19 protein-coding genes are annotated in these 23,302 nt (G+C 58.9%); 11 read left to right on the forward strand and 8 right to left on the reverse strand.

Annotation, left to right across the window (positions count from 1 at the left end):
* Nucleotides 1-159 precede the first annotated feature (159 nt).
* Complete coding sequence (locus ACIPY9_RS20395; RefSeq protein ID WP_400705555.1) at nt 160-639, forward strand: transketolase; 480 nt, start codon at nt 160-162, stop codon at nt 637-639.
* A gap of 8 nt (nt 640-647) precedes the next feature.
* Here ACIPY9_RS20395 and ACIPY9_RS20400 read toward each other — a convergent pair whose 3' ends face one another.
* Entirely contained in the window at nt 648-1,154 is a 507-nt protein-coding gene (locus tag ACIPY9_RS20400; RefSeq protein ID WP_400705558.1) for an Lrp/AsnC family transcriptional regulator, read from the reverse strand.
* Between the two features lie 164 nt (nt 1,155-1,318).
* On the opposite strand from ACIPY9_RS20400, the gene ACIPY9_RS20405 reads away from it, so the two are divergent.
* The 5 genes from ACIPY9_RS20405 (at nt 1,319) to ACIPY9_RS20425 (ending at nt 7,486) form a co-directional block, all read left to right on the forward strand.
* Nucleotides 1,319-2,335, forward strand: coding sequence for a 1-aminocyclopropane-1-carboxylate deaminase (locus tag ACIPY9_RS20405; protein WP_400705561.1), 1,017 nt, complete (start codon nt 1,319-1,321; stop codon nt 2,333-2,335).
* Between the two features lie 95 nt (nt 2,336-2,430).
* A complete protein-coding gene (locus ACIPY9_RS20410) occupies nt 2,431-3,036 on the forward strand; it encodes a TetR/AcrR family transcriptional regulator (RefSeq protein ID WP_400705564.1) in 606 nt (201 codons plus the stop codon).
* 813 nt (nt 3,037-3,849) lie between these two features.
* Nucleotides 3,850-5,481, forward strand: a complete 1,632-nt coding sequence (locus tag ACIPY9_RS20415; protein ID WP_400705567.1) for a methyl-accepting chemotaxis protein — start codon at nt 3,850-3,852, stop codon at nt 5,479-5,481.
* A gap of 70 nt (nt 5,482-5,551) precedes the next feature.
* Nucleotides 5,552-6,373, forward strand: coding sequence for an aldo/keto reductase (locus ACIPY9_RS20420; RefSeq protein WP_400705570.1), 822 nt, complete (start codon nt 5,552-5,554; stop codon nt 6,371-6,373).
* Between the two features lie 96 nt (nt 6,374-6,469).
* A complete protein-coding gene (locus ACIPY9_RS20425; protein ID WP_400705573.1) occupies nt 6,470-7,486 on the forward strand; it encodes a transporter in 1,017 nt (338 codons plus the stop codon).
* A 13-nt stretch (nt 7,487-7,499) separates the two neighbouring features.
* Here ACIPY9_RS20425 and ACIPY9_RS20430 read toward each other — a convergent pair whose 3' ends face one another.
* Nucleotides 7,500-7,805 carry an ArsR/SmtB family transcription factor gene (locus tag ACIPY9_RS20430; protein ID WP_400705576.1) on the reverse strand — a complete coding sequence of 102 codons (306 nt, stop codon included), beginning with the start codon at nt 7,803-7,805 and terminating at the stop codon, nt 7,500-7,502.
* A gap of 90 nt (nt 7,806-7,895) precedes the next feature.
* Nucleotides 7,896-9,017, reverse strand: coding sequence for an alkene reductase (locus tag ACIPY9_RS20435; RefSeq protein ID WP_400705579.1), 1,122 nt, complete (start codon nt 9,015-9,017; stop codon nt 7,896-7,898).
* Nucleotides 9,018-9,400: 383 nt separating this feature from the next.
* On the opposite strand from ACIPY9_RS20435, the gene ACIPY9_RS20440 reads away from it, so the two are divergent.
* Together ACIPY9_RS20440 and ACIPY9_RS20445 are read left to right on the forward strand one after the other, a co-directional pair.
* Nucleotides 9,401-9,838, forward strand: coding sequence for a carboxymuconolactone decarboxylase family protein (locus tag ACIPY9_RS20440; RefSeq protein WP_400705672.1), 438 nt, complete (start codon nt 9,401-9,403; stop codon nt 9,836-9,838).
* Between the two features lie 46 nt (nt 9,839-9,884).
* Entirely contained in the window at nt 9,885-10,253 is a 369-nt protein-coding gene (locus ACIPY9_RS20445; protein ID WP_400705582.1) for a MerR family transcriptional regulator, read from the forward strand.
* A 428-nt stretch (nt 10,254-10,681) separates the two neighbouring features.
* Here the strand turns inward: ACIPY9_RS20445 and ACIPY9_RS20450 are convergent, their stop codons facing one another.
* Both ACIPY9_RS20450 and ACIPY9_RS20455 read right to left on the reverse strand, forming a co-directional pair.
* On the reverse strand, nt 10,682-11,854 hold the full coding sequence (locus ACIPY9_RS20450) for an HlyD family secretion protein (protein ID WP_400705585.1): 1,173 nt from the start codon (nt 11,852-11,854) through the stop codon (nt 10,682-10,684).
* Nucleotides 11,851-13,530 (reverse strand): MFS transporter, encoded by a 1,680-nt coding sequence (locus tag ACIPY9_RS20455; protein ID WP_400705588.1) that lies wholly within the window; start codon nt 13,528-13,530, stop codon nt 11,851-11,853. Before ACIPY9_RS20455 ends, ACIPY9_RS20450 begins: the two co-directional genes overlap by 4 nt.
* A gap of 218 nt (nt 13,531-13,748) precedes the next feature.
* Between ACIPY9_RS20455 and ACIPY9_RS20460 the strand changes: the two genes are divergently transcribed.
* Nucleotides 13,749-14,843 carry an enoyl-CoA hydratase/isomerase family protein gene (locus ACIPY9_RS20460; protein WP_400705591.1) on the forward strand — a complete coding sequence of 365 codons (1,095 nt, stop codon included), beginning with the start codon at nt 13,749-13,751 and terminating at the stop codon, nt 14,841-14,843.
* 3 nt (nt 14,844-14,846) lie between these two features.
* Nucleotides 14,847-16,001: an acyl-CoA dehydrogenase family protein gene (locus ACIPY9_RS20465; protein WP_400705594.1), complete on the forward strand. Its 1,155-nt coding sequence runs from the start codon at nt 14,847-14,849 to the stop codon at nt 15,999-16,001.
* Between the two features lie 72 nt (nt 16,002-16,073).
* On the opposite strand, the gene ACIPY9_RS20470 is transcribed toward ACIPY9_RS20465, so the two are convergent.
* Nucleotides 16,074-21,287, reverse strand: coding sequence for a dermonecrotic toxin domain-containing protein (locus ACIPY9_RS20470; RefSeq protein ID WP_400705597.1), 5,214 nt, complete (start codon nt 21,285-21,287; stop codon nt 16,074-16,076).
* 248 nt (nt 21,288-21,535) lie between these two features.
* Between ACIPY9_RS20470 and ACIPY9_RS20475 the strand changes: the two genes are divergently transcribed.
* Nucleotides 21,536-21,748, forward strand: coding sequence for a hypothetical protein (locus ACIPY9_RS20475; protein WP_400705600.1), 213 nt, complete (start codon nt 21,536-21,538; stop codon nt 21,746-21,748).
* 125 nt (nt 21,749-21,873) lie between these two features.
* Here ACIPY9_RS20475 and ACIPY9_RS20480 read toward each other — a convergent pair whose 3' ends face one another.
* Together ACIPY9_RS20480 and dnaQ are read right to left on the reverse strand one after the other, a co-directional pair.
* Complete coding sequence (locus ACIPY9_RS20480; RefSeq protein ID WP_400705603.1) at nt 21,874-22,443, reverse strand: GNAT family N-acetyltransferase; 570 nt, start codon at nt 22,441-22,443, stop codon at nt 21,874-21,876.
* Nucleotides 22,444-22,478: 35 nt separating this feature from the next.
* Nucleotides 22,479-23,258 (reverse strand): DNA polymerase III subunit epsilon, encoded by a 780-nt coding sequence (gene dnaQ / locus ACIPY9_RS20485; RefSeq protein WP_400705606.1) that lies wholly within the window; start codon nt 23,256-23,258, stop codon nt 22,479-22,481.
* Nucleotides 23,259-23,302 lie beyond the last annotated feature (44 nt).

A 23,302-nucleotide genomic window follows, 5' to 3' on the forward strand; every position in this document is an offset into this window, starting at 1 on the left:
CCGGACTTCACCAAGGCACAGACAGGATTGTCCGACAAAACGCACAGTAGCGTTTTTGTATAGGCGGTTCAAGCGGGCCACCACTCGCCCCGTCTGTGGCGTGAGTATTGCATCGAGGAGTCCAGCCAACGATCGCAGCACCCACTGCAAGGGGATGTTATGCACACTGAATCAGCACGCGCGCAATGGTTGAAACCGACCTCACAGGAAACGGGCGTCATCATCATTTCCAATGCCGACCTGCCTGAATACATCATCGACACGATCAACACTGAAATCAGTGACTGGGAGCAGGTGGCCCATCTGGTCATCAAGCAATCGACGCAACTGGAAGAAGAGTGGCTGGATGCTGAAAGCCGTGCGCTCAGTGCCAGCAAGCCTTCGAGCAGCGAAGCCAATGGCCTGTTGAGTTCAATCCCCAAGACCTGCCATTTGCTGGATGTGGAAGCCAGCCAGCGAGCCCACCTGTCCTGGCTGGGTTCGGTGTGCGGGCACAAGCTGCATTTTTTCGGGCTTCAACAAACGACGGAGCCTGAACCCTCCAAGGCCTCGATGGACCTGCAGGTCGAGGAAATCCTGGCGGCCACACAGCATCTGGTCAAAAGCTACCTGCAGGACCACTTCATGTCGCCGTCCTGAATCGGCGCTCAAAGGGGGATCTGTGTCGTCGACAGCACCTGACGCAGCCCCATGAAGGAGCGGATCTGCCTGACGCCCGGCAGGTACAGAAGCTGCTCGGCGTGCAGCCGGTTGAAGCTCTGGCTGTCTCGGGTGCGCAGCAACATGAAGTAGTCGAACTCCCCCGTCACCACATGAAACTCCATGCAACCGGACACCTTCTGCGCAGCCGCCTCGAACTGCGCGAATGAATCCGGGGTCGAGCGGTCCAGCACCACGCCGATCAACACCACCATCCCTGCATCGAGCGCTTCGCCGTTGAGCAGCGCCACCACGCCTTTTATGACCCCCGCCTCTTTCAACCGCTCGACACGCCTCAGGCAGGCCGGCGGGCTCAACTTGACCTTTTCGGCCAGCGCCACATTGGAAATGGAGGCATCGCGTTGCAGTGTCTTGAGGATGGCGCGGTCAATCCTGTCGAGTTGCGGCGCGGGATCGGAATCCGGTTTTTTACTGCGTTCATTTGTTGCTTTCATTTCAAATTTCACAAAATAAAATTAATTTTCAATTCATCAAGGCTAACTTTGATTTCTTAAATAGACAATTCTTTGCAACCACGATTGTTTGCCGATTTTCTATGATAGGTCCCATCGCAAGCACGTTGATACGCGCTGGATATTCCTTCCCATGGAGACTCGATATGAACCTGACTAAATTCAAGCGCTACCCCCTGACGTTCGGCCCTTCGCCGATCACGCCGCTCAAGCGCCTCAGCGAACACCTGGGTGGCAAGGTCGAGATCTATGCCAAGCGCGAAGACTGCAACAGTGGTCTTGCCTTTGGCGGGAACAAGACACGCAAGCTTGAGTACCTCATTCCCGAGGCCATCGAAGGTGGCTATGACACGCTGGTGTCCATTGGCGGCATCCAGTCCAACCAGACCCGTCAGGTCGCCGCCGTCGCCGCTCACCTGGGCATGAAATGCGTACTGGTTCAGGAAAACTGGGTGAACTACTCCGACGCGGTCTATGACCGTGTGGGCAACATTGAAATGTCGCGCATCATGGGTGCGGACGTACGCCTGGATTCAGCCGGCTTCGACATCGGCATCCGCCCGAGCTGGGAAAAGGCCATGGACGATGTGGTCGCCAACGGTGGCAAACCCTTCCCGATTCCTGCCGGTTGCTCGGAACACCCTTATGGCGGCCTGGGCTTCGTACGCTTTGCCGATGAAGTCCGCCAGCAGGAAGAAGAACTGGGCTTCAAGTTCGACTACATCGTCGTCTGCTCGGTGACCGGAAGTACCCACGCCGGGATGGTGGTCGGCTTCGCTGCCGATGGCCGCTCCCAACGCGTGATCGGTATCGATGCGTCTGCCAAACCGGATCAGACCCGTGAGCAGGTGCTGCGCATCGCCCAGAACACGGCAAAACTGGTGGAGCTGGGCCGTGAGATCACGGCCGATGACGTGGTGCTCGACACCCGCTACGCCTACCCCGAATACGGCCTGCCCAACGAAGGAACCCTGGAGGCGATCCGCATGTGCGCCCGTCTTGAAGGCGTGCTGACCGACCCGGTCTACGAAGGCAAATCCATGCACGGCATGATCGACATGGTGCGCAACGGCGAATTCCCTGAAGGCTCCAAAGTGCTTTACGCCCACCTCGGTGGCGTACCGGCACTCAATGCCTACAGCTTCCTGTTCAAGAACGGCTGATCCCGTCGACCCCGCCTCCTCGCGCAAGGCCTTGTTATTGAGCCTTGCGCGAGGCCGGTGCTACCATGCGCGCCCGCCGTGCAGGAATCTGGGTCATGAGCAGCATTCGCGAGCGCAACAAAGAACTGATCCTGCGCGCAGCCAGCGAAGAATTCGCCGACAAGGGCTTCGCCGCCACCAAGACCAGCGATATCGCCGCCAAGGCCGGGCTGCCCAAGCCCAACGTCTACTACTACTTCAAGTCCAAGGAAAACCTCTATCGCGAGGTGCTGGAAAGCATCATCGAACCGATCCTGCGGGCCTCGACGCCGTTCAATCCCCAGGGCACGCCGACCGAGGTGCTCAGCCGTTACATCCGCTCGAAAATCCAGATATCTCGCGAACTGCCCTTCGCCTCGAAAGTGTTCGCCAGCGAGATCATGCACGGTGCCCCGCATCTGACGCCGGAGCAGATCGAACAGCTCAACGGCCAGGCCAGACACAATATCGAATGCATCCAGGCCTGGATCGACAGCGGGCAGATTGCTCCGCTGGACCCTCACCACCTGATGTTTACCATCTGGGCCGCGACCCAGACCTACGCCGACTTCGACTGGCAGATCTCCACCGTAACCGGCAAGGCCCGGCTTGAAGACAGTGATTATGAAGCGGCGACCCAGACCATCCTGAGGTTGGTGCTCAAAGGCTGCGAGCCGGATTGACCTGTAACCCATGCATTGCCTGGAATACCGGATTCGCGAATGAATTCGCTCCTACCCGCGTGATTGACCTGTAGGAGCGGATTCATCCGCGAAGAGGCCGGTGAACCCGCACCCCATGCATTGCCTAAAATGCCAGCTTCGCGAATGAATTCGCTCCTACGCGCGTGATTGACCTGTAGGAGCGGATTCATCCGCGAAGAGGCCGCTGAACCCGCACCCCATGCATTGTCTGGAATGCCGACTTCGCGAATGAATTCGCTCCTACCCGCGTGATTGACCTGTAGGAGCGGATTCATCCGCGAAAAGGCCGGTGAACCCGCACCCCATGCATTGCCTGGAATGCCGACTTCGCGAATGAATTCGCTCCTACCCGCGTGATTGATCTGTAGGAGCGGATTCATCCGCGAAGAGGCCGGTGAATCCGCAACAAATGCATTGCCTGGAATGCCGGATTCGCGAATGAATGGCGCAAAACGCAAAAAACCCGCCGAAGCGGGTCGTTTTGCACACAACACCATCCCGACATCCTGTCAGTAGCCGTCCTGGCAATGGCCGATCTTCCCTTATCGCTGCATCGATCCTTCGCTGCAGTTGTTGAATTGGATCCTACATTTGCCATGATGGCGGAGATAGAGCCAATCGCGCCTGTTCATGTAAGCCTTTGGCTATATGCACACGACGTTTAAAAAAGCGTGACTGTTGTCTCGGATTTAGTCATGTTAGAGCGACATCATGTAGGGAAACATTGAGAGTCAGAGCACGGATCTGCCTGAACGCTCATAAAAAGAAAAACAACGAAATGGGGAAAAGATCATGAACATGCGCAGTTTATCCATCAGCCGCCGTCTATGGCTGATTCTTATCGTGTCTGTGCTGATGCTCTTTGTTCTGGCCGCGGCCATGCTCAAACAAATTCATGACGACCTCTATCTGGCCAAGGCCGAGAAGACCACCCATGTGGTTCAGACAGCCAGTGGAGTTCTTGCGTACTACCAGGGCCTGGAGGCCGCTGGCACTCTGACTCGCGATGCCGCGCAACAGCAGGCGCTGAGCGCCATCAAAGGCCTGCGTTACAGCCAGAACGACTACTTCTGGATCAATGACATGCGCCCGGTGATGATCATGCACCCGGCCAACCCCAAGCTCGATGGCCAGGATCTGTCAGGGGTGAAAGACCCGGACGGGTTCGCGGTCTTCAATGAAATGGTGGCCGTGGCCAAGAGCAAGGGTGCCGGGCTGGTGCACTATCGCTGGCCAAAACCGGGTGCCAGCGACCCGGTGAAGAAAACCTCCTACGTCCAGTTGTTCCAGCCCTGGGGCTGGATCATCGGCTCGGGCGTGTATGTCGATGACGTCGCGGCCGAATTCAAGCAACAGATGTGGAATGCGCTGCTGTTCAGCGCCGGCATCATTCTGGTTCTGGCCCTGCTGGTAACCCTGATCGTGCGCAGCATCGTCTTGCCGTTGCGCATCGCCGTCAACGCCATGGCCAACATTGCCAGCGGCGAAAGCGACCTGACCCGCACTCTGGAAACCCACGGCAACGATGAAATCGCCCTGCTGGGCCGGCACTTCAATGCCTTCACCGCCAAACTGCGTAATGTGGTCATGCAATTGCAGGCGTCGGCCGTCGGTCTGGGTCAGGCCTCCAGGGAACTGGGCGACAGCGCCGAGCAGGCCCAGGCACGCAGCCAGCAGCAGTCCCAGCAAATGGATCTGGTGGCCACAGCGGTCAATGAGGTGACCTATGGCGTGCAGGACGTGGCCAAGAATGCCGAACATGCGGCCAGCGAAATGCGCGATGCCGAATCCCAGGCCCAACAGGGGCAGGTCAACATCGACAACAGCCTGCGCCAGATCGATCACCTGTCAGGCACCATCGGCCAGGCGGTCGAAGTGATGCAGACCCTGGCCAGCGAAAGTACACAGATCGGTGGCGTGCTGGAGGTCATCAGTTCGATTGCCGAACAGACCAACCTGCTGGCACTCAACGCCGCCATCGAAGCGGCCCGTGCCGGTGAACAGGGCCGAGGCTTTGCCGTGGTGGCTGACGAGGTGCGTCTGCTGGCCCAGCGGACCCAGAAGTCCACGGCAGAGATCCAGAGCATGATCGAGCGCCTGCAACGTCACTCGGACGCCGCGGTCAAGGTGATCGGCGACAGCAGCCGCTCGTCGCAACTGACCATCGAGCAGGCCAACCAGGCCGGCCAGAGCCTGACCTCCATCAGCCAGGCCCTGCGCAACCTCAACAGCCTGAATGCCTCGATTGCCAGCGCCACCCTGCAACAATCCCACGTGGTCGATGACATCAACCAGAACGTCACTCAGGCTGCACAACTGTCGCAAGGCACGGCCCTGGCGGCAGAACAATCCACGACCGCCAGCCAGCACCTGCGGGGATTGAGCGAGCAATTGAATGGTTTGCTGACGCAATTCCGCGTTTGACGACAGGCTGCACGGAACCTCGTGCAGCCTGTGTTGCCTGAGGCCTGTTCACTCGATTGCAGGGGGTCGTATGCGCACACTGGAACTGGCAGGTCAGAACGTCCCGGTGCTGGGTCAAGGCACCTGGCACATGGGCGAAACCAGCCATCGGCGTTCAGAAGAAATCGCGGCGCTGTGCATGGGTATCGAACAAGGCATGACCTTGATCGATACCGCTGAAATGTATGCCGACGGCGGTGCCGAAGAAGTGGTCAGGCAGGCCATTGCCGGCCAGCGCGACAAGGTGTTCGTGGTCAGCAAGGTCTATCCGTTCAACGCCAGTCGTCAGAGGATGCCCAAGGCCTGCGAAGCCAGCCTTCGGCGCATGAACACCGATTACATCGACCTCTACCTGCTGCACTGGCCGGGCAACTACCCGCTGGAGGAAACTGTCGAGGCCTTCGAGCGTTTGCGCGAGGCAGGCAAGATCGGCAGTTGGGGCGTCTCCAACTTCGATGTCTCGGACATGATGGAACTGAACAACCCGCGCTGCGCGCTCAATCAGGTGCTGTACAACCCGGAGCAACGCGGCATCGAGTTCGACCTGCTGCCCTGGGCCAATGAGCACCATTTGCCAATCATGGCCTACTGCCCGATCGGCCAGGCGGGCAACCTGCTTTATCATCCGGCGCTGAATGAAGTCGCCCATCGCCATGACGCGACCCCGGCCCAGATCAGCCTGGCCTGGGTGCTGCGCCAGAAGAACATGATCGCCATTCCCAAGGCGACCACACCCGAGCATATACGTCTCAATGCCGCAGCGGCGGACATCACGCTCACGCCACAGGATCTGGCCACGCTCGACAAGGCCTGGCCGGTGCCTACTCGCAAGCGGCCGTTGGCCATGGTCTAGATGGCAGCAGTATTTCCGTCACAAATCTGCAATCACAGATTGTCATGATGCCCGCTTCACCTCCCCGTTCCGGGCCAGGGTCGTACGTGGAATGCCATGAACCACAGCATTGCGCATCATCAGGATTCGGATCTCTTTGGACTGCTCTACGGCTTTCGCTTCTGCCCCGGTGAGCGAGGCCAGCAACTCGACTCGGTCGCCGTGCTGGAATACCTTCAGAATCCGCCCGACAACGACGACTTCATCTGGCTGCACCTGAACCTGTCCCATGCCGCCTGCGAGCGCTGGATGAAGACCCACCTGCAACTGCCGGAGGAGTTTTTCGAGGCGCTGAATGAAGGTTCGCGCTCGACCCGCATCGAACATATCGACTCGGCGCTGCTGGCCGTGGTCAACGATGTGGTGTTCGATTTCAACATGCTCTCGACCGACATCTCGACCCTGTGGGTCTGCACCCGCAGCCATCTGCTGGTCACGGCACGCCTGCAACCCCTGCGCTCCGTGGACAAGCTGCGCTCGGCGGTCAAGCGTGGCGAACTGTTCTATTCGCCCATGGAACTGCTGGCCCATTTGCTGAGCGATCAGGGCGAAGTGCTGACCCAGTTTCTGCGCAAGACCAGCATCAGCGTCGACAAGATCGAAGATCAATTGCTGTCCCAGCGCCTGAGCAACAACCGCTCCGAACTCGGCGCCATGCGCCGGGTGCTGGTACGCCTGCAACGCCTACTGGCCCTGGAACCCGGTTCACTGATGCGCCTGCTCCATCGCCCGCCACAATGGCTGCGCGAAGAGGATGTGCAGGCCCTGCGCCAGTCCACAGAAGAGTCGGCGCTGGTCATCAGCGACCTGACGGCACTGGGCGAACGCATCAAACTGTTGCAGGAAGAAATCGCCGCCAACCTCAACGAACAGAGCAGCCGCACCCTCTTCACCCTGACCGTGGTCACGGTGCTGGCCTTGCCGATCAACATCGTCGCCGGCTTCTTCGGCATGAACGTGGGCGGTATTCCGCTGGCTTCAGACCCGGAAGGCTTCTGGGTGCTGGTGGCGCTGGTCGCGACCTTTACTCTGATTGCAGGACGCTGGGCATTTCGCAAGCGTGGGGATTACTAGCGTCTGAATGCGCTCAAATCACATGCTTGAGCGCATCCAGCAGCAACACGATGTTCTGGTCATGGCGCTTGTAATAGGTCCAGGGACCGATGCGCTGCGACGTCACCAGTTGGGCTCGCTGGAGGACGCCCAGGTAATTGGACACCGTCGACTGTGACAGCCCGACCCGCTCCTGAATGATACTGACGCACACGCCCATCTGCTCCGGGTCGACTTCCTGTTCGGGAAAGCTCTCTCGCGGATTTTTCAACAGGCCGAGAATCGCCAGTCGTGTGGGGTTGTCCAGGGCTTTGAGCGCTTCGCTAACGTCGATGGTCATATAGGCATGGGAATGATGGCTTGGCGGGATTTTACGTCATTTCCTGCAAAGGTGCTGCGTGCTCTCGCTCTGAAAGCACGCAGTCATCGATCAGCCCTGATGGGTCGGGTAATCGATGTACCCCTTGTCGGTTCCGCCATACATGCTGGCAGCATCGAGTGCATTGAGCGCCCAGCCATTGGCAATGCGTTCCGGCAGATCCGGGTTGGCAATGAACGGACGTCCGAAGGCCACCAGATCCGCCCATCCTGCCTCGATGGCGCTGGAGGCACGTTCTGCGGTGTAACGTCCGGCATAGAGAATCCGTCCACTGAATATCGAACGTACGCTTGAGCGGAAACTGTCGGGAAGCTCTGGGGCATTTTCCCAGTCGGCCTCGGCCAGCGACAGATAGGCGATACCGACCTCCTCCAGCACCTTGACCGCTTCGGTGTAGGTTTCATGGGGATTCTCTTCCACAAGGCCGAGGTACACCCGCTCTTCATCGGTGCTGGAGAACAGAGGCGCGAAGCGTACCCCCAGTCGATCACGACCTACGACACCTGCAACGGCCTCAGTGATCTCTTTCAGGAAGCGAAGACGGTTCTGAAGCGATCCGCCGTATTCGTCGGTCCGAGTATTGGTATGTGCAGAAATGAACTGATTGACCAGGTAGCCGTTCGCACAGTGGATTTCGACACCGTCGAACCCGGCATCCAGCGCATTGCGGGCGGCCTGGGCATAGAGCTGGACAAGCGCCTTGACCTCCGCAGTCGTCAGCGCTCGAGGCGTTGAAGGATCTGCCAGCATGCCTGTACCCGGTCCGGTCTCGACAAAGACTTTCACGCTGGTGGCAGCGATGGCCGAAGGGGCGACAGGAGCCTCACCGCCAGGTTGCAACGAAGTATGGGAAACACGCCCCACATGCCATAGCTGGGCAAAGATGATCCCGCCCTCGGCATGCACAGCCTCCGTGACCTTGCGCCAGCCAGTGATCTGCTCCGGGGTGTGGATACCCGGTGTCCAGGCATAGCCCTGACCACGCGGCTCGATCTGGGTCCCCTCGGTAACCATGAAACCGGCTCCTGACCGCTGCCGGTAGTAAGTCGCCATCAGTTCATTGGCCACGTTGCCAGGCTGAGTGCTTCGCGAACGTGTCAGCGGCGGCAGCACAATTCGATTGCGCAGGTTGTAAGGGCCGAGTTGCGTGGGGCTGAAAAGATTCTCGTGCATGCTTGATCCAATCCGTATAGCGAAAGTGGACAGGTTTCAGGGGGCTGATTCGACCGAAATGGCGGCTACCCCTGAAACGTCAGGGGCGGCATACTAAATCTAGATATCGAGAAATGCAAATATCCAGATATTGAAATTTGAGAATTAGATCGATTGCACGCTTACTGGAGAATTGCATTCGACTTGACCAGCAAGAGTCGGCCACCAGCCTTCCCAAATATGCTCCTCGAACGCTTGTCATGTTCCCCAAAAACGCCCCTTGACTTAGAGCGCGCTCTAACCAATAGCCTCGTTGTTGCACCGCCTGAACGTCCTGATTCGCGGCGCTGCTTAACAAGGAGATAGTCATGACGTTAAAAAAACTCGGTGTTGCAACCAGCCTCATGCTTTCCACACTTGGCCTTGCTGCATCGGCAACGGAGGCTGATAGTCGACGAGAAAAAGGGATAGAGACCCTGGAACGAATCACCGGCGCAACTGGCAACTCAGTTGTTAATTCGCTCAGCGACATTTCGCCAGAACTGGGTGATTGGATTGTTGACTTCGCCTATGGTGATGTCTTTTCCAGATCGGGCGTCGCGCTGTGTACACGCGAACTCGCGACCATCTCGGCCCTCACGGCCTTGGGGAATGCCCAACCTCAACTCAAAGTGCATATCGAAGGCGCGCTGAATGTGGGATGCAAGCCTGAGGAGATCGTTGAAATCATCATTCAGATGGCGGTGTATGCGGGATTTCCCAGCGCATTAAATGGCATCAGTGCCGCGCGTGAGGTGTTTACCAAACGCGGCATCACACTCAGCTCCGCATCGCCCCGGTGAACGGGGTGACAGTCTCACCACGCACCTATGGCTCAGGATCGAGGTCATGAACGCATACTATTCGATAAACCAGGTTAGCGAATGCACCGGTCTTACGACCCATACCCTGCGTTACTACGAACGCATCGGCCTGTTGGCCCCCGTTGCCCGTGCGGCAGGTGGACAACGGGTCTATGCACCGACTGATATGGCGTGGCTGGAGTTTTTGCTGCGATTGCGCACCACCCACATGAGCATCGGCAAAATGCAAGAATTCGCCAAACTGCGCAGCGAAGGCGACGCCACAGTGAGTGAGCGGCGCCAGATGCTGGAATGCCATTTGCAGGATGTGCAGGCCGAAATTGTGGCTATGAAAAATGCCGTTGTCGCGCTGGAGGGAAAGATTGCCTATTACCGAGGACTCGAGACTCAGTAGGATATTTCGCGCTTGCGAGATATGGAGGCATGCTTATCTTTCCAGCAGAAAGGTCTGCTTTTGGTCGATTCTGTTGAAAAAGTCGGTTTTCTCAAACTGCCAGAATACTGATCGATGAAATCGTCTATTTTGTGCGCTGCTACGTGAAATCTAATCCGAGTACCTCTGCGCCGATTCTAGATTTCAATCTCAAACGCGTACTTTTCTGCTGAAACCCCCACGCCAGACTTTTTCAACAGAATCGGCCGTTTTTTGCCTATCACCCCTGGCTGTATTTGGCCGATCCCAGCGGGTCGAGGCCACCGAATGCAGTGGTCAAGTCCATGCAATGACCCCCACTACACCTTGCCAGCCCTGACCTTTTGACGCGCCTGTTCTTTGAGTTATCAGGGCCGTGGCATCATCAAAATCCAGTGCCCCCAAAAGGCCTACGGCTCCGGCGGCACCTCGCCTTCTGATTGAGTGTCGATACTGACCACCACCGACATGCCGGGGCGCAGGTGCCCGGCCATGGGCTGATCGGGATCGACGACGATGCGCACCGGGATACGCTGGGCAATCTTGACGAAGTTGCCGGTGGCGTTGTCGGCGGGCAGCAGGCTGAATTCCGAACCGGCCGCTGGCGAGATGCGTTGTACGCGGCCTGTCAGCCGGGTGTTGTGCAGCGCATCGACGGTAAAGCTCACCGACTGGCCAAGCCGCACATCGGCCATCTGGGTTTCCTTCAGGTTGGCGATAACCCACAGCCGGTTGGGCACCAGCGCCATCAATTGCGCGCCGGAAGAGACATAAGCCCCCAGACGCACGCCAATCTGTCCCAGTTGGCCATCACGTGGAGCCACGATGCGGGTATTGTCCAAGTCGATACGCGCCAGCTCGACAGCCGCCTGAGCGCTTTCCACCGAAGCCTGCAACGAGTCGCGATTGACGATCACCGTCTGCAGGTCTTCGCGGGCAATCAGCAGCGCGGCCCTGGCTTCGGCCACCGCAGCGACAGCCTGGGCATCGGCGGCGCGAGCCACATCGAGCTCGCTTCGGGATACCGAGCCATCGGTGACCAGTGTCTGATTGCGTCGCAGATCGGCGGCACTCTTGTTGCCCTGAGCGATGCTGCTCTGCAACGCGGCCTGACGCTGGGCAATGGTCGCTTCGGCGGTACGCCGCTGTTGCAGGTTATTGGCCAGTGAGGCCTTTTGCACGGCCAGTTGCGCCACGGCCTGATCCAGATTCTGGCGATAGATGCGGTCATCCAGACGCACCAGCAGATCGCCCGCCTTGACGAACTGGAAGTCCTGCACCCGCACTTCATGCACGTAACCGCTCAACTGAGTGCCGACGATGGTCGTCTGGCCACGCACCTGAGCATTTTCCGTGCTCTGGATCGGGCTGGTGAACGGCGGCAGCTCCCAGGCGTACAGCACGATCAGCACCCCCGCCAGGGCAATGCTGGCAAAGATCGCCGTGGAGAACATGCGCTGACGCTTCGGGACGGGCTCGCTGGTGGGCGGCGTCGTCACCGGAGGCGGCGGCGGAGTATCAGGCGCCTGAATGCTTTCGTCACTGTTCTGGACACTGGAGTTTGGCTGGGTCGGTTCATTCATGAAGAGTGGGCGCCACGGCTGGGGACGGAAGATGGAGTGACTGGCGAAGCAGGTGTTGCGGCAAGAGGCCGAGTGGTCATTTTCAGCCAGAGTACACGGGCTGAAATCCAGACCATGGTCAGCACTGCGATCAAGGCGATCAGCATGAACACATCGTTATAGGCCAATACGTTGGCTTCCCGCGTCGCCAGCGTCGAAAGCGAGCGAATACCCTGGGTATTGCGCAGTGAAGGGTCGGCAATCACCGACGCATAGCCTGCACTCGCACTTTGCAGGCGGGACTGGAACAGCGGATCGGTCGGGTTCAGGTGTTCAACGATATGGCTGGAATGAAACTTCTCACGCACGATCTGGAACGTGCCCAGCGCTGCCGACCCGATCAGCCCGCCCATGTTCTGGGCAATCCCGAACAGCACGGAAAAACTCACCATGTTGCGCGGGTTGGCGATGACGCCGCTGATGCCCAGCACCAGCGTAGGCCCCAGGAAGAAGGTGCCGCCGAAGGCCAGCAGAAACTGACTGAGGTACATGTTCGATTGCCGGGTCAGGCTGGTGGAACCGCTGTCCATCCAGGCCCCCACCGCCATCATCGCCAGGGAAATCAGCAAGGGCTTGATCAGGTGCGCCGGGTCGATGGTCAGGGCACTGACCGCCAGGCCGGCAATACTGCCCAGCAGCATGACCAGATAAAGGGTATGAAGCTGTTCGCTGCCCATATTGAGGTTCTGCAGAAAACCTACCGCACCGACAGACTGTTCCGACAGGACAATACGAAACAGAATCACCGCCAGCCCCAGCCGCAGGATCGCGCCACTGCCCAGCCAGCGCGTGATCAACAACGGATTGCTGCGGTTGTGCTCAATGGCCAGCCCTGCACAGATCAGGGCGATGGACACTGCTGAAGCGATACCGATCCAGGGTGCTTCCAGCCACCAGTCGATGCGACCCAATGAAAGCACGGCACACAGCAGGGCAAAACCGCTGGCCAGCAGGCCAAAGGTGAGGAAGTCGAGCTTCTCGAACGCCTTGAAACGATCACCGGGCGGCAGCTTGAGCATCAGCACGCAACCCAGCGACAGCAGCGCCATGCCCAGCTCGAACAGGTACAACCCTCGCCATTCGGCAATCTGTAACAGGTCTTCGGACACCAGCCTTGCCAGCGGCGTCGCCAGTTGGGCAGTGCCCAGCCCGAGCACCAGCGCCTTGAGCCGCCATTTCTGGGGAAAGGCCTGGATCATGTAATACAGCCCCAGGGTGCTAAGTGCGGCCCCCACCATGCCATGGGCCGCCCGCACGGCGACCGCCGACTCGATGTCATTGACGAACAGGTGGGCCAGGGTCACCAGCGCATAGAGCACCAGGAACAATTCGGTAAAGGCACGCAGGCCGAACTGCTGACGAAACTTCACCAGCAGCAGGTTCATCGACACGTTGGTCATGATGTAGGCGGCCGGCAGCCAGGCGATGTCTGCCGAAGTCGCGCCCAGCGCGCCTTGCAGATAAGGCAGGTTGGCCACCACCAGAGCATTTCCCAGGCCGCCGGTCAGGGCAACGATGACGCCCACCAGCGCAAACGCCCAACGTCTGGCCGTCGGGTGCAGCGGTGTCGAGGGCGAGCCGGGCATCGTTGGCCGCTCGTGAGGCTCCCATTGGCGGGGTGCGTATTTATCGTTCATGCATTCCTTTGAGGTCTTCGCGGATGAATCCGCTCCTGCGGGTGGCACATTTCATGGCGCAGGAGCGAATTTATTCGCGAAATATCCACATAACAGCTGGAAAATGACAGCGTCAGTCTATGCTTAAGCGCAATTTTGTTTTGCTCATCGGCGCTGCTAGGATCGCCTTACGCTAAAAGAATAATTAAAAAGAAGAGCAAATGAACAAGGAGTTCAGTATGAGTTCACCGGCGTCACCGGCTCTCTCGGTTCGCAAGCCCAGCCAGAAACCGGTTCTGGTGGATGTACGCAATCATATCGGTCATCTCACCCTGAATCGCCCCGCCAGCCTGAACGCCATCGATCTGGACATGATCCGAACGCTGCAACGCCAGCTCGATGCCTGGGCCGAAGACCCCATGGTTTACGCTGTGGTCTTGCGCGGGGCAGGCAACAAGGCGTTTTGCGCCGGTGGTGATATCCGATCACTGTATGAAAGCTACAAGAACAACCAGGAGCGACACCAGGCATTCTTTGTCGAAGAATATGCGCTGGACCTGACGATCCATGACTATCGCAAACCGGTCATGGCCCTGATGGATGGCCTGGTACTGGGCGGCGGCATGGGGCTGGTGCAGGGCGCCGATCTGCGGGTCGTCACCGAACGCAGCCGGTTGGGCATGCCCGAGGTGGCCATCGGTTATTTCCCGGATGTTGGCGGCAGTTATTTCCTGCCCCGCATAGCTGGCGAGCTGGGAACCTACCTGGGGGTCACCGGTGCACAGATCGGGGCAGCCGATGCGCTGTACTGTGGCCTTGCCGACTGGTCCATGACCTGCGAGCTGCTGCCTCGGCTCGATCACATGCTCGATCACCTGAAGTGGAAATCCACGCCCCTCAAGGACCTTCAGGGTGCCATGGCCAGGCTGGGCACCCAACGCCTGCCCTCTCCACCACTGGAAACACTGCGACCGGCCATCGACCACTTCTTCGGCTTGCCGGACTTGCCGAGCATCATTGAACAATTGCAGCAGGTCACCGTAGCCGACACCCATCAATGGGCGCTGGACACTGCGATCACGATGCAGGAGCACTCTCCCCTGGCGATGGCCGTGACCCTGGAAATGATGAGGCGCGGGCGGCATCTGTCCCTGCAGGACTGCTTTGCCATGGAACTGCACCTGGACCGCCAGTGGTTCGAGCATGGCGACCTGATTGAGGGGGTCCGCGCCTTGATCATCGACAAGGACAGGAAGCCACTGTGGCGCGTTCCCGGCGTGCACGACCTGAGTGTCGAGCATGTGCAGAGTTTCTTCAGCGGCCTGGAGGCTTGAGCCATGCACGATATCGAACTGACCGAAGAACAGGTGATGATCCGCGACATGGCCCGCGACTTCGCCCGCAACGAAATCGCCCCCCATGCCCAGGCCTGGGAAAAGGCCGGCTGGATCGACGATGCCCTGGTCGACAAGCTCGGCGAACTGGGTTTGCTGGGCATGATCGTGCCCGAGCAATGGGGCGGTACTTACATTGATTACGTCGCCTATGCCCTGGCCGTTGAAGAAATCTCCGCTGCCGACGCCGCCACCGGCACCCTGATGAGCGTCCACAGTTCGGTAGGCTGTGGCCCTCTCCTCAATTACGGCACAGAAGCACAGAAGCAGACCTGGCTGGCGAAACTGGCCAGCGGCAAGGCCATCGGCTGTTTCTGCCTGACCGAACCCCATGCGGGCTCCGAAGCCCATAACCTGCGCACCCGCGCCGAATTGCAGGGCGAACACTGGGTCATCAACGGTGCCAAGCAGTTTGTCAGCAACGGTAAGCGGGCGCATCTGGCCATCGTGTTCGCGGTGACTGACCCTGAACTCGGCAAAAAGGGCCTGTCGGCATTTCTCGTGCCCACCACCGATAACCCCGGATTCGTGGTGGATCGCAGTGAGCACAAGATGGGCATTCGCGCCTCCGACACCTGTGCCGTGACCCTCGATGACTGCAGGATCCCGGCTGCCAACCTGCTGGGCGAACGCGGCAAGGGACTGGCCATTGCCCTCTCCAACCTCGAAGGCGGACGGATCGGTATTGCGGCCCAAGCCCTGGGCATCGCCCGCGCCGCGTTCGAGGCGGCACTGGCCTATGCACGGGAGCGTGTGCAGTTCGACAAGCCGATCATCGAACATCAAAGCGTGTCCAACATGCTGGCCGACATGCACACCCGTATCAACGCCACGCGACTGCTGGTCCTGCATGCTGCCCGCTTGCGCAGTGCCGGCCTGCCCTGCCTGTCCGAAGCCTCCCAGGCAAAACTCTTCGCGTCAGAGATGGCCGAATGGGTCTGCTCGAAGGCCATACAGATTCACGGCGGCTATGGCTATCTGGAGGATTACCCCGTCGAGCGTTACTACCGCGATGCCCGCATTACCCAGATATACGAGGGCTCAAGCGAAATCCAGCGCCTGTTGATTGCCCGGGAGCTGAAACATTACGCGCTGTAAACCGTCGAAAACATTCCCCGAAAAGACGTCTCTCCTCGGGGAATGATCAAGGCTTCACCGGCCCGGGTACACTCACGGCCTGCCCGTGAAATTCACCCGCCCCAGTAACGTCACCAGCAAGGCCACCGAGTCGGCATTGCTCATCATGACCTGACTGCGCACACGAGAATTGGCGTAGAAGATATCCCGCGCTTCTGACAGGGTGCTCTTGCCGGTCATCCTCAGGATAGCGGCCTTTGCCCCCCCGTCACTGCGCTTGAGGTCTCTGAAGGCGCCACCCTCCAGTTGCGAAAACAGTTTGCTGCGGTCGGTCTGGAAGGAAAGGGTCTCCTGCTGACCAGCCTTCACTTCATTCCTGATGCGACTCTTGTAACCGGGCGCACTGTCCAGAAGATCCAGGAACGGCGCAGAAGATTCGACATAGGCAATATCCTCCGTGTTCATGCACAGGTGGGAGAGTTCATGCAGCAGGGTCGTGCCACGGTAATGAGGCCCCAGATTGAACTCGCCCGTGCGCTGGGCCGACACCTTGAGGCGATAGTAAGGCAAGCGGAAGAACTTCTCGGTCAGGAAGATCCGCCTCGTGGGATCGTTGACGAACACGAAGGCCGCAGCCTTTTCGGCGGTCAGCCTGTTGATACCGACGACATAACGACTGGAATCATGGGGCGAAAGCGAAGGGTCCATCAGGGCCCCGTACAACCTGGCCATGATCGTCCTGATGGACGTCACCATCGCCGCATCGGGTCTGGCCTCGTCGAAAAACTCGGAAATGATGCGTTCGGCTCGAGGATCGATCCCCCCGGCCGGCCGCACCTTGAGATTGTCCAGCGCCGTTTCCAGGTATCGACGGGCCTGCGCATGCCCTTCCGTAATCAATTCCGCACGATCCCGGTAAACCTGGCGAATCTCGGAAATCCCCCTGGCCTCGACCACGATCAGCCTGTCGACATCCCGATTGACCATGGAGCTTTGAAACCGGCTGATGGGCATACCACCGCCCTTGAGCCCGGAGTCCAGATTCAGCTCCCACTGCTGCCGCTCATTGATCCGGATTCTGGGGCCGCGCCGCTCTTCACCGACGATGAACCAGCTGCCCTCATGCAACTCGACCCGATAAACCTTGCCCTGGATGGCCACATACTCCTTCAGGGAATTCGGATCCCTGTAGGTATTGAGCAAGTTGTCCTTGTGCAATTCGTTCAAGGCCACATTGCGGACTTCCAACTGACGCAAGCGCTCCTGCATGCCCGAGGAAAGGGTATCGTTGCCCCAGCGAAAGGTCTGGGGCGATTCTTCAGGCTCCAGAACCTCTTCGGGCCTTTCGAGCTCCTCGGGTTCTTCAGCGAGGCTCTCGTGCTCCAGTTTTCGGGAAGCTATCGCCATGCTCAGCGCATCCATGAACTCCGAGACAGCCTTGCCCCAATGGTGATCCGCCACGGAATGGAGCGAGAGCTGAACCATGCTTCCACCTTGCCAAAGGGCCACCAGCGCACCCGGACGACCGGGCAGGAGCATCAATATCTGCTCACTCAGCAATCTGAAAAGATAATACCTGCTGGCCCTGTCACTCTCGGCATTTGTGACGCTCTCACCCCGGACGAGCAACTTGAATGTTTCAAGGGAGCCTCGAAACAGCAACTGCAAGGCACTGCCCTCATAAGGCGTGACGAGGATCGTTACAGGTGCCGGCCGGGTCAGGGGAACATCCGAGGGTGACTCGACACTGAAAGGCAGGTGCGGCTCCTGGAACCCCCCACTGTCATAGATATGCTTCACCGAAGAATCAAGGCGACTCAGGATGAAGCTCTGCAGGGTACTGGATGTCCGGATATCGGCCAGCAAGGCCTCCCGGTCGGCATACTCCTTGACCGGGAACTCGTCGCTGAACAACGAGTACAGCAACCATGGCCCCTGCTGGGGCACCTTGGGGGCAATCACATAGACGCCGACGACCCTGTCCGGCGCCCACCCCTCCTCGCTGCGCAGCAGTTGCAGGGGACTGATGATGATGTCCCGGCCCTTGAACGGCACGCGGGCAATACCGTCGGGCATGGTCATCACACTTTCGATGGCGTCATACCCCTCCAGGGTCAGGCGCTTCATGAGCTTGAACTGGAAAGCCTTCAACAACTCGTATGAAGGGGTCTGGTCGGTGTAATAACCCTGCCGGAGCGCATACTCTTCGGACTTTTCATCAAATTTCTGCTCCACCAGTGCCCGATAGGTCTCCGCCACATCCAGCGACTCGACCAGATGACGAATGTATTCGGGGGTCAGCCATTCATTCCGGTGCTCTTCTCCCTCCAGCGAAACGGACATGACACCCTGCTGAATCGCGAAAAACCGGTCCACCGCAAACTCGATCAGTGTTTCACGGGTATGTGAAGCAGCGGCCGCTATCGACTGGGGCGTTTCCCCTGTGGCGACCGGTGCGGGAATGTACTGAGTGAACGTCAGGATCACCTTGTCCGCCTGGAAATGCCGGGTCGGAAAATCTTCATTCAGCCTCTTTTGCAACTTCTCTTGCGCGTACTCCTGAATATCGGGGATACCGAACAGGAAATCCTTCTTCGGATCATGGGAGGCATAGAAGCGCTGCCATATGTCCAGCAGCATGATCTGGTCATCGATGGAGGCCTTCTTGATCCACTGGGACAACAGCACATCACCCTGCATCATTTGCAGCCTGACCCCCAGACGCCCCAGGGTATGCCGCTTGCTGTCGTTGCGTTCGGTCATGTCCATGACATGGCAAAACTGCTCCGGCTCAAGCTGCCATTTGAGCGCACGCTCATACTCCGCCATGCATTGCTGGTATTGACGGTCGCTCTCGAGGTTCTCCAGAACCTGAATGAAATGTCCGTCGATCCGCTCCAGCCGGACCTGAACATTCGGCAACGCCTGCGTCTCGCAGTAACGACGTACCTGAAGCTGGTCCGACGCCTTCATCAGGTCCAGTATGTAGTGGCGGTGATCGAGCCGCATGAGCCAGTCATTGATGAAGCCCCCGATATCGGGCCCGGGCTCGAACACCCTCAGCCCCGTGTGCAAGGACCACAGGAGGTATTGAGTGCTCTGTGCCGAATCACAGAGTACAAATGTATTGGCCAGGGGAACCTCATTTGCAATGCCTTCCAGCGTGAGCGACATACCGTAGACCTCGACGCAGCGCTCTCCAAAACTTTCCCGCAGACGGCGCAAGGGCCTGTTCAGCACCTGCTGGAGCATTTCCAGGGCCTCCCCGTCGATGGCCTTTCGACGGCGCTCCATGTTCAACTCAAGGCGCAACGCCCGCTCACGCACAAGTTCCGATAGGGCACTGGGGTAGATCCGGGTATCGAGCAACCTGACCGGCCTGACGTAAAACGCCTTGAGCTGGCGTGCATACCGGGTAACGAAATCATCCTGCACCAGGGCAATCACCTTTCTGATCAGGGGCATCGGCAACAGCTCCACCGAATCGGGTTGCACCTGATCCGGCGAAACATTCAGAATCCGACCCGCAGGCCAGGCACCTGAGTCAGCCTTGATGATCTTTTCCAGCGCCAGGGACACCAGGGGCTTGGCAACTCGCCCCGAGAAATGCACCCATAGCCTGCGGGCATCGAGGACGGGATTGCCGACAATGGCCAGGTAGCGATTCAGGGCGTGCCGCATGCAACTGGCCAGGCCACCCCGCAATTGCCCCGTGAACTGGACGAAGTCGTCCATCTCATGCAATTGCTCGCCCCAGGAAGCCAGTGCGTCGCTCTCGAACTTCTTGTCCACGAACAGCCCTTGGGGGACCTTGCTCAGGCTCCAGGTCTGCTCAATGGCCACCAGACCGGAGCGCCACCGGTCAGAGTCATGAAGGCTGTACAGCCGGCTGTCCAGCAACCCCCGTATATCCAGCGCGTCGTCGATCTGAACGATCGCCAGACGGTGGGAAACCGAAGGCAATTGCAGGACATAATCCAGATTCCGCTTCTGCAGAGCGATGATGGAACTGACATGCTCCTCAAACAACGAATGTTCGATGAGGTCCTGCTGCACCAGCACCTGACCGGACACGCTCAACAACGCATGATCATTCAGGGATGAGTAATGCAGCATCTCGGCGCGCCCCTCTTCCGTGCCGAAATGCTCAGTGACCGCCTGCGGGCCCGCGAACCGCCGGAACCCTTCCATGACCGAATACATGTAGATATCCGGCAACGACCCGGCCAGGAACCTGATCAACAGAACCCCCAGCAGTTTGACCGGTCCCTGTCCGTCGACAGTCACCGCGATTCTGTGTACCTGCACCCAGTTCCTCCCGGCGGGCGCACTGGGCGATGGCAGCAGGGTTCGCAACCGTCGGCACTCGAACGGGGTCAGGGTGCCCTCTTCCCGGGCCGACAGCAGTTTCTCGCGAAAGGACTCGGCCAGGGCATCGCCTGCAAACGCCTGCATCGTCCGTCCATCGTCCAGCATCTGCGCCCAATAATCGTTCAGAGAGCGCTCGTAAGTATCCGGCAGCGTCTGCAGGCTCTGGGTGATGGCCTGAGCGTAAAGGGCCGTCTGCTCGCTGGAAAGCACCTGGCCATCCGACCCCAGAAAGCGCCGCTCCACCCCAGCGGCCCTGGAGCCGGCGTCGTAGTCATTCAATACGGCAGTCGCCAGATACTGCACATCCACGACCCTGGAATCCTCAGGACTGCCGGGCGGCAGGTTCGACAGATCGACGCTTTGCAGCACGTCGCCAAGCACGTTGACAGAGGATTCGGGCAATAAAACCCGAAGTTTCTCCTGCAACGACTGCACCAGAGCCGTCTGCAGAGAAGGCAACTGATGGAGGCGTTCGGACAGCACGCTCAGGGGCTGTGCCTGATGCTGAAGCGTCGTCGTCATCTGCTCCTCGAACAGCGAACCGTCGATACGTTCGGCATCCAGCTTCAGCGGCTGATTTTCACGAAAGGCATAACGCTGGTTCAACAAGTCGAGCAGCTCGACCCTGCTCCCGAAACGCTCCACGCCAAACAACAGCGTGCTGAGAAAGACCGGTGCATCGGCTTTGTCAGGATTACTGATCAGCAGCGCCGTGGCCAGTTCGGCATGAAGGGGCGAACCATCCTCCATGATCAGCCGGTCGACCCTGGGATGAGGCTCGGTTTCCACGATATTGTTCGAGGTTTCGACCAGACGCTTGAGCCATTGGCACTCATGGATACTGATCAGACTGTCGCTGACCGCATCGTTGAGACTCTGGGCGAGCCGACGCTTGAGCGACTCGCTGTAGAAATACGGGGCAGTTGGTGCTGGCATGAGCCATTCTCCTTGTTGTCATGTTTCCCCCACTGCAAGGGCTTGAAAAAGGGGTTCAAGGAAAACGAGCTTATCGAGAGGCCAACCGGCAACTGCCATACATATGGCAATGCGTGGAAGTCGCGGACTATTTTTTTGCGGGCTGCAAACTCACTGATTGATCAGCGGTCTACAAGGCTGCATCCGGATGCAGGGCATAGCGGTTATGCGGATGCAGAATCAGTGTTTTTTCAGAGGTTACAAAGCGAATGGCTTCAATTCTGGTAGGACAGTTTCATGCAAGAGATGCGGATGGGCGTATCTATCCGGTGCATGAATTCCAGGAATCACAGCCCGATGAGGCTGACGGCAAGGAGCCAGTAACAACCTATCGCCTGGCCATCGGCGACCGGGTCAGTCATCTGGGTGGGGATGATTTTGAGCTGGTTCAGACGGGCGTGAAAATGACGCGTATTCCCTGAGGTGCGCGCTCTTACTTTTCGCGAATGAATTCGCTCCTACCGGGGGCAATCTGTAGGAGCGGATTTATCCGCGAAGGGCCAGGATATCCGGCACATATCTGCGGTCTTCGCGAATGAATTCGCTCCTACGGGGTCGGGAGCGATTCGGGGAAGATCAGGTACCAGAAAATGGCCGTTTCACGGGTCTGCGGATCGATGCTGCGATAGCGCATGTGATCGAACCCGCCCACCACATACCCACAGCGCTCGTACAACTTGCAGGCCGCCAGATTATTGTTCTGGGTTTCGAGCATGATGCCCGGCAGGTTGCGCTGGCGACTCCAGAATTGCGCAACCTCCAGCAATGACCGGGCAACGCCGCAACGCCGGGCCGACTCGTCCACCGCCAGTTCATCGATATGGGCAAAGCCGTTCCAGTGCGTGCTGAGCACCATGTGCCCGACCGCACGGTCTTCCAGCCAGGCCACCAGCACGGTGCTGTCGGCGGCGTCCCGGTAATCGCAGAACTCCTGCGAGTCGATGCCGTAGTTCTTGAGATAAGGCTCTACGGGATCGACGATCCAGGACTCCACGCTCTGCCCCACGACGACCCGCGCATAGCCACGGACCGTGAAGGTGAATTCGCTGTTGAGGATGTAATCCTCGAAGCATTCGTCTGCGACACGAATGCTCAGGGACGGGTTCGCTACGGTCATCTCAGCACTGCCTTCCAGGGCAAACCGGTTACCGGTCAGGACGAGGCCTGAGCCTTGGCCTCCTGCAACTGTACCCACAACGCAGGGGCACCGGCTGCCTTGGCAATAATGGCCATGCGTGCTTCGTGCTCTGCCAGTTCGCTTTCGGTCGCCCGAATGATGCGGGCCTGCTGGCGATCGGCGGACAAGCGACGAATCTCGCTGCCACGATTCGCACCGCCTTCGCTCTGGCTGCTGCCGTCACTTCCATGACCGGCCAGCGAAAGGCTGGTCTGCCCGCCGGTCATGGCCAGATAGACGTCCGCCAGAATCTCGGAGTCGAGCAATGCGCCGTGCAGTTCGCGGCCCGAGTTGTCTACGCCATAGCGTTTGCACAGGGCATCGAGGCTGTTGCGTTGGCCGGGATGACGCTCCCGCGCCATCAGCAAGGTATCGAGTACCGAACAATGCTGGGCAATGTCGCTCTTGTCGTGAGCGCCCATCAAGGCGAATTCGTTGTTGATGAAACCAACGTCGAACGCCGCGTTGTGGATGATCAGCTGGGCGCCCTTGATGAACTCGAAGAATTCATCCGCAACCTCGGCAAAGCGCGGCTTGCCCACCAGAAATTCGTTGGTGATGCCGTGAACGCCAATCGCCCCTTCATCGCTCTCGCGATCCGGTTGCAGATAGACGTGAAAATGCCGCCCCGTCAGGCGGCGACCGATCAGCTCGACGCAACCGATCTCGATGATGCGGTGACCGTCGGTGACAGGCATACCGGTGGTTTCGGTATCGAGTACGACGGACCTGTTATCTGTGTTTTGCAATGACATTGACTGTTGCCTCGTCTAAGCCGGCAATCTTAGCACGCCACACG

The organism is Pseudomonas sp. NPDC089734 (assembly GCF_044748865.1).
Lineage (GTDB): Bacteria > Pseudomonadota > Gammaproteobacteria > Pseudomonadales > Pseudomonadaceae > Aquipseudomonas.

Bases quoted from the DNA above. Each gene is read 5' to 3' on its own strand.
- ACIPY9_RS20395 (WP_400705555.1), top strand. From the start codon at position 160: ATGCACACTGAATCAGCACGCGCGCAATGGTTGAAACCGACCTCACAG.
- ACIPY9_RS20400 (WP_400705558.1), bottom strand. From the start codon at position 1,154: ATGAAAGCAACAAATGAACGCAGTAAAAAACCGGATTCCGATCCCGCG.
- ACIPY9_RS20405 (WP_400705561.1), top strand. From the start codon at position 1,319: ATGAACCTGACTAAATTCAAGCGCTACCCCCTGACGTTCGGCCCTTCG.
- ACIPY9_RS20410 (WP_400705564.1), top strand. From the start codon at position 2,431: ATGAGCAGCATTCGCGAGCGCAACAAAGAACTGATCCTGCGCGCAGCC.
- ACIPY9_RS20415 (WP_400705567.1), top strand. From the start codon at position 3,850: ATGAACATGCGCAGTTTATCCATCAGCCGCCGTCTATGGCTGATTCTT.
- ACIPY9_RS20420 (WP_400705570.1), top strand. From the start codon at position 5,552: ATGCGCACACTGGAACTGGCAGGTCAGAACGTCCCGGTGCTGGGTCAA.
- ACIPY9_RS20425 (WP_400705573.1), top strand. From the start codon at position 6,470: ATGAACCACAGCATTGCGCATCATCAGGATTCGGATCTCTTTGGACTG.
- ACIPY9_RS20430 (WP_400705576.1), bottom strand. From the start codon at position 7,805: ATGACCATCGACGTTAGCGAAGCGCTCAAAGCCCTGGACAACCCCACA.
- ACIPY9_RS20435 (WP_400705579.1), bottom strand. From the start codon at position 9,017: ATGCACGAGAATCTTTTCAGCCCCACGCAACTCGGCCCTTACAACCTG.
- ACIPY9_RS20440 (WP_400705672.1), top strand. From the start codon at position 9,401: ATGCTTTCCACACTTGGCCTTGCTGCATCGGCAACGGAGGCTGATAGT.
- ACIPY9_RS20445 (WP_400705582.1), top strand. From the start codon at position 9,885: ATGAACGCATACTATTCGATAAACCAGGTTAGCGAATGCACCGGTCTT.
- ACIPY9_RS20450 (WP_400705585.1), bottom strand. From the start codon at position 11,854: ATGAATGAACCGACCCAGCCAAACTCCAGTGTCCAGAACAGTGACGAA.
- ACIPY9_RS20455 (WP_400705588.1), bottom strand. From the start codon at position 13,530: ATGAACGATAAATACGCACCCCGCCAATGGGAGCCTCACGAGCGGCCA.
- ACIPY9_RS20460 (WP_400705591.1), top strand. From the start codon at position 13,749: ATGAGTTCACCGGCGTCACCGGCTCTCTCGGTTCGCAAGCCCAGCCAG.
- ACIPY9_RS20465 (WP_400705594.1), top strand. From the start codon at position 14,847: ATGCACGATATCGAACTGACCGAAGAACAGGTGATGATCCGCGACATG.
- ACIPY9_RS20470 (WP_400705597.1), bottom strand. From the start codon at position 21,287: ATGCCAGCACCAACTGCCCCGTATTTCTACAGCGAGTCGCTCAAGCGT.
- ACIPY9_RS20475 (WP_400705600.1), top strand. From the start codon at position 21,536: ATGGCTTCAATTCTGGTAGGACAGTTTCATGCAAGAGATGCGGATGGG.
- ACIPY9_RS20480 (WP_400705603.1), bottom strand. From the start codon at position 22,443: ATGACCGTAGCGAACCCGTCCCTGAGCATTCGTGTCGCAGACGAATGC.
- dnaQ (WP_400705606.1), bottom strand. From the start codon at position 23,258: ATGTCATTGCAAAACACAGATAACAGGTCCGTCGTACTCGATACCGAA.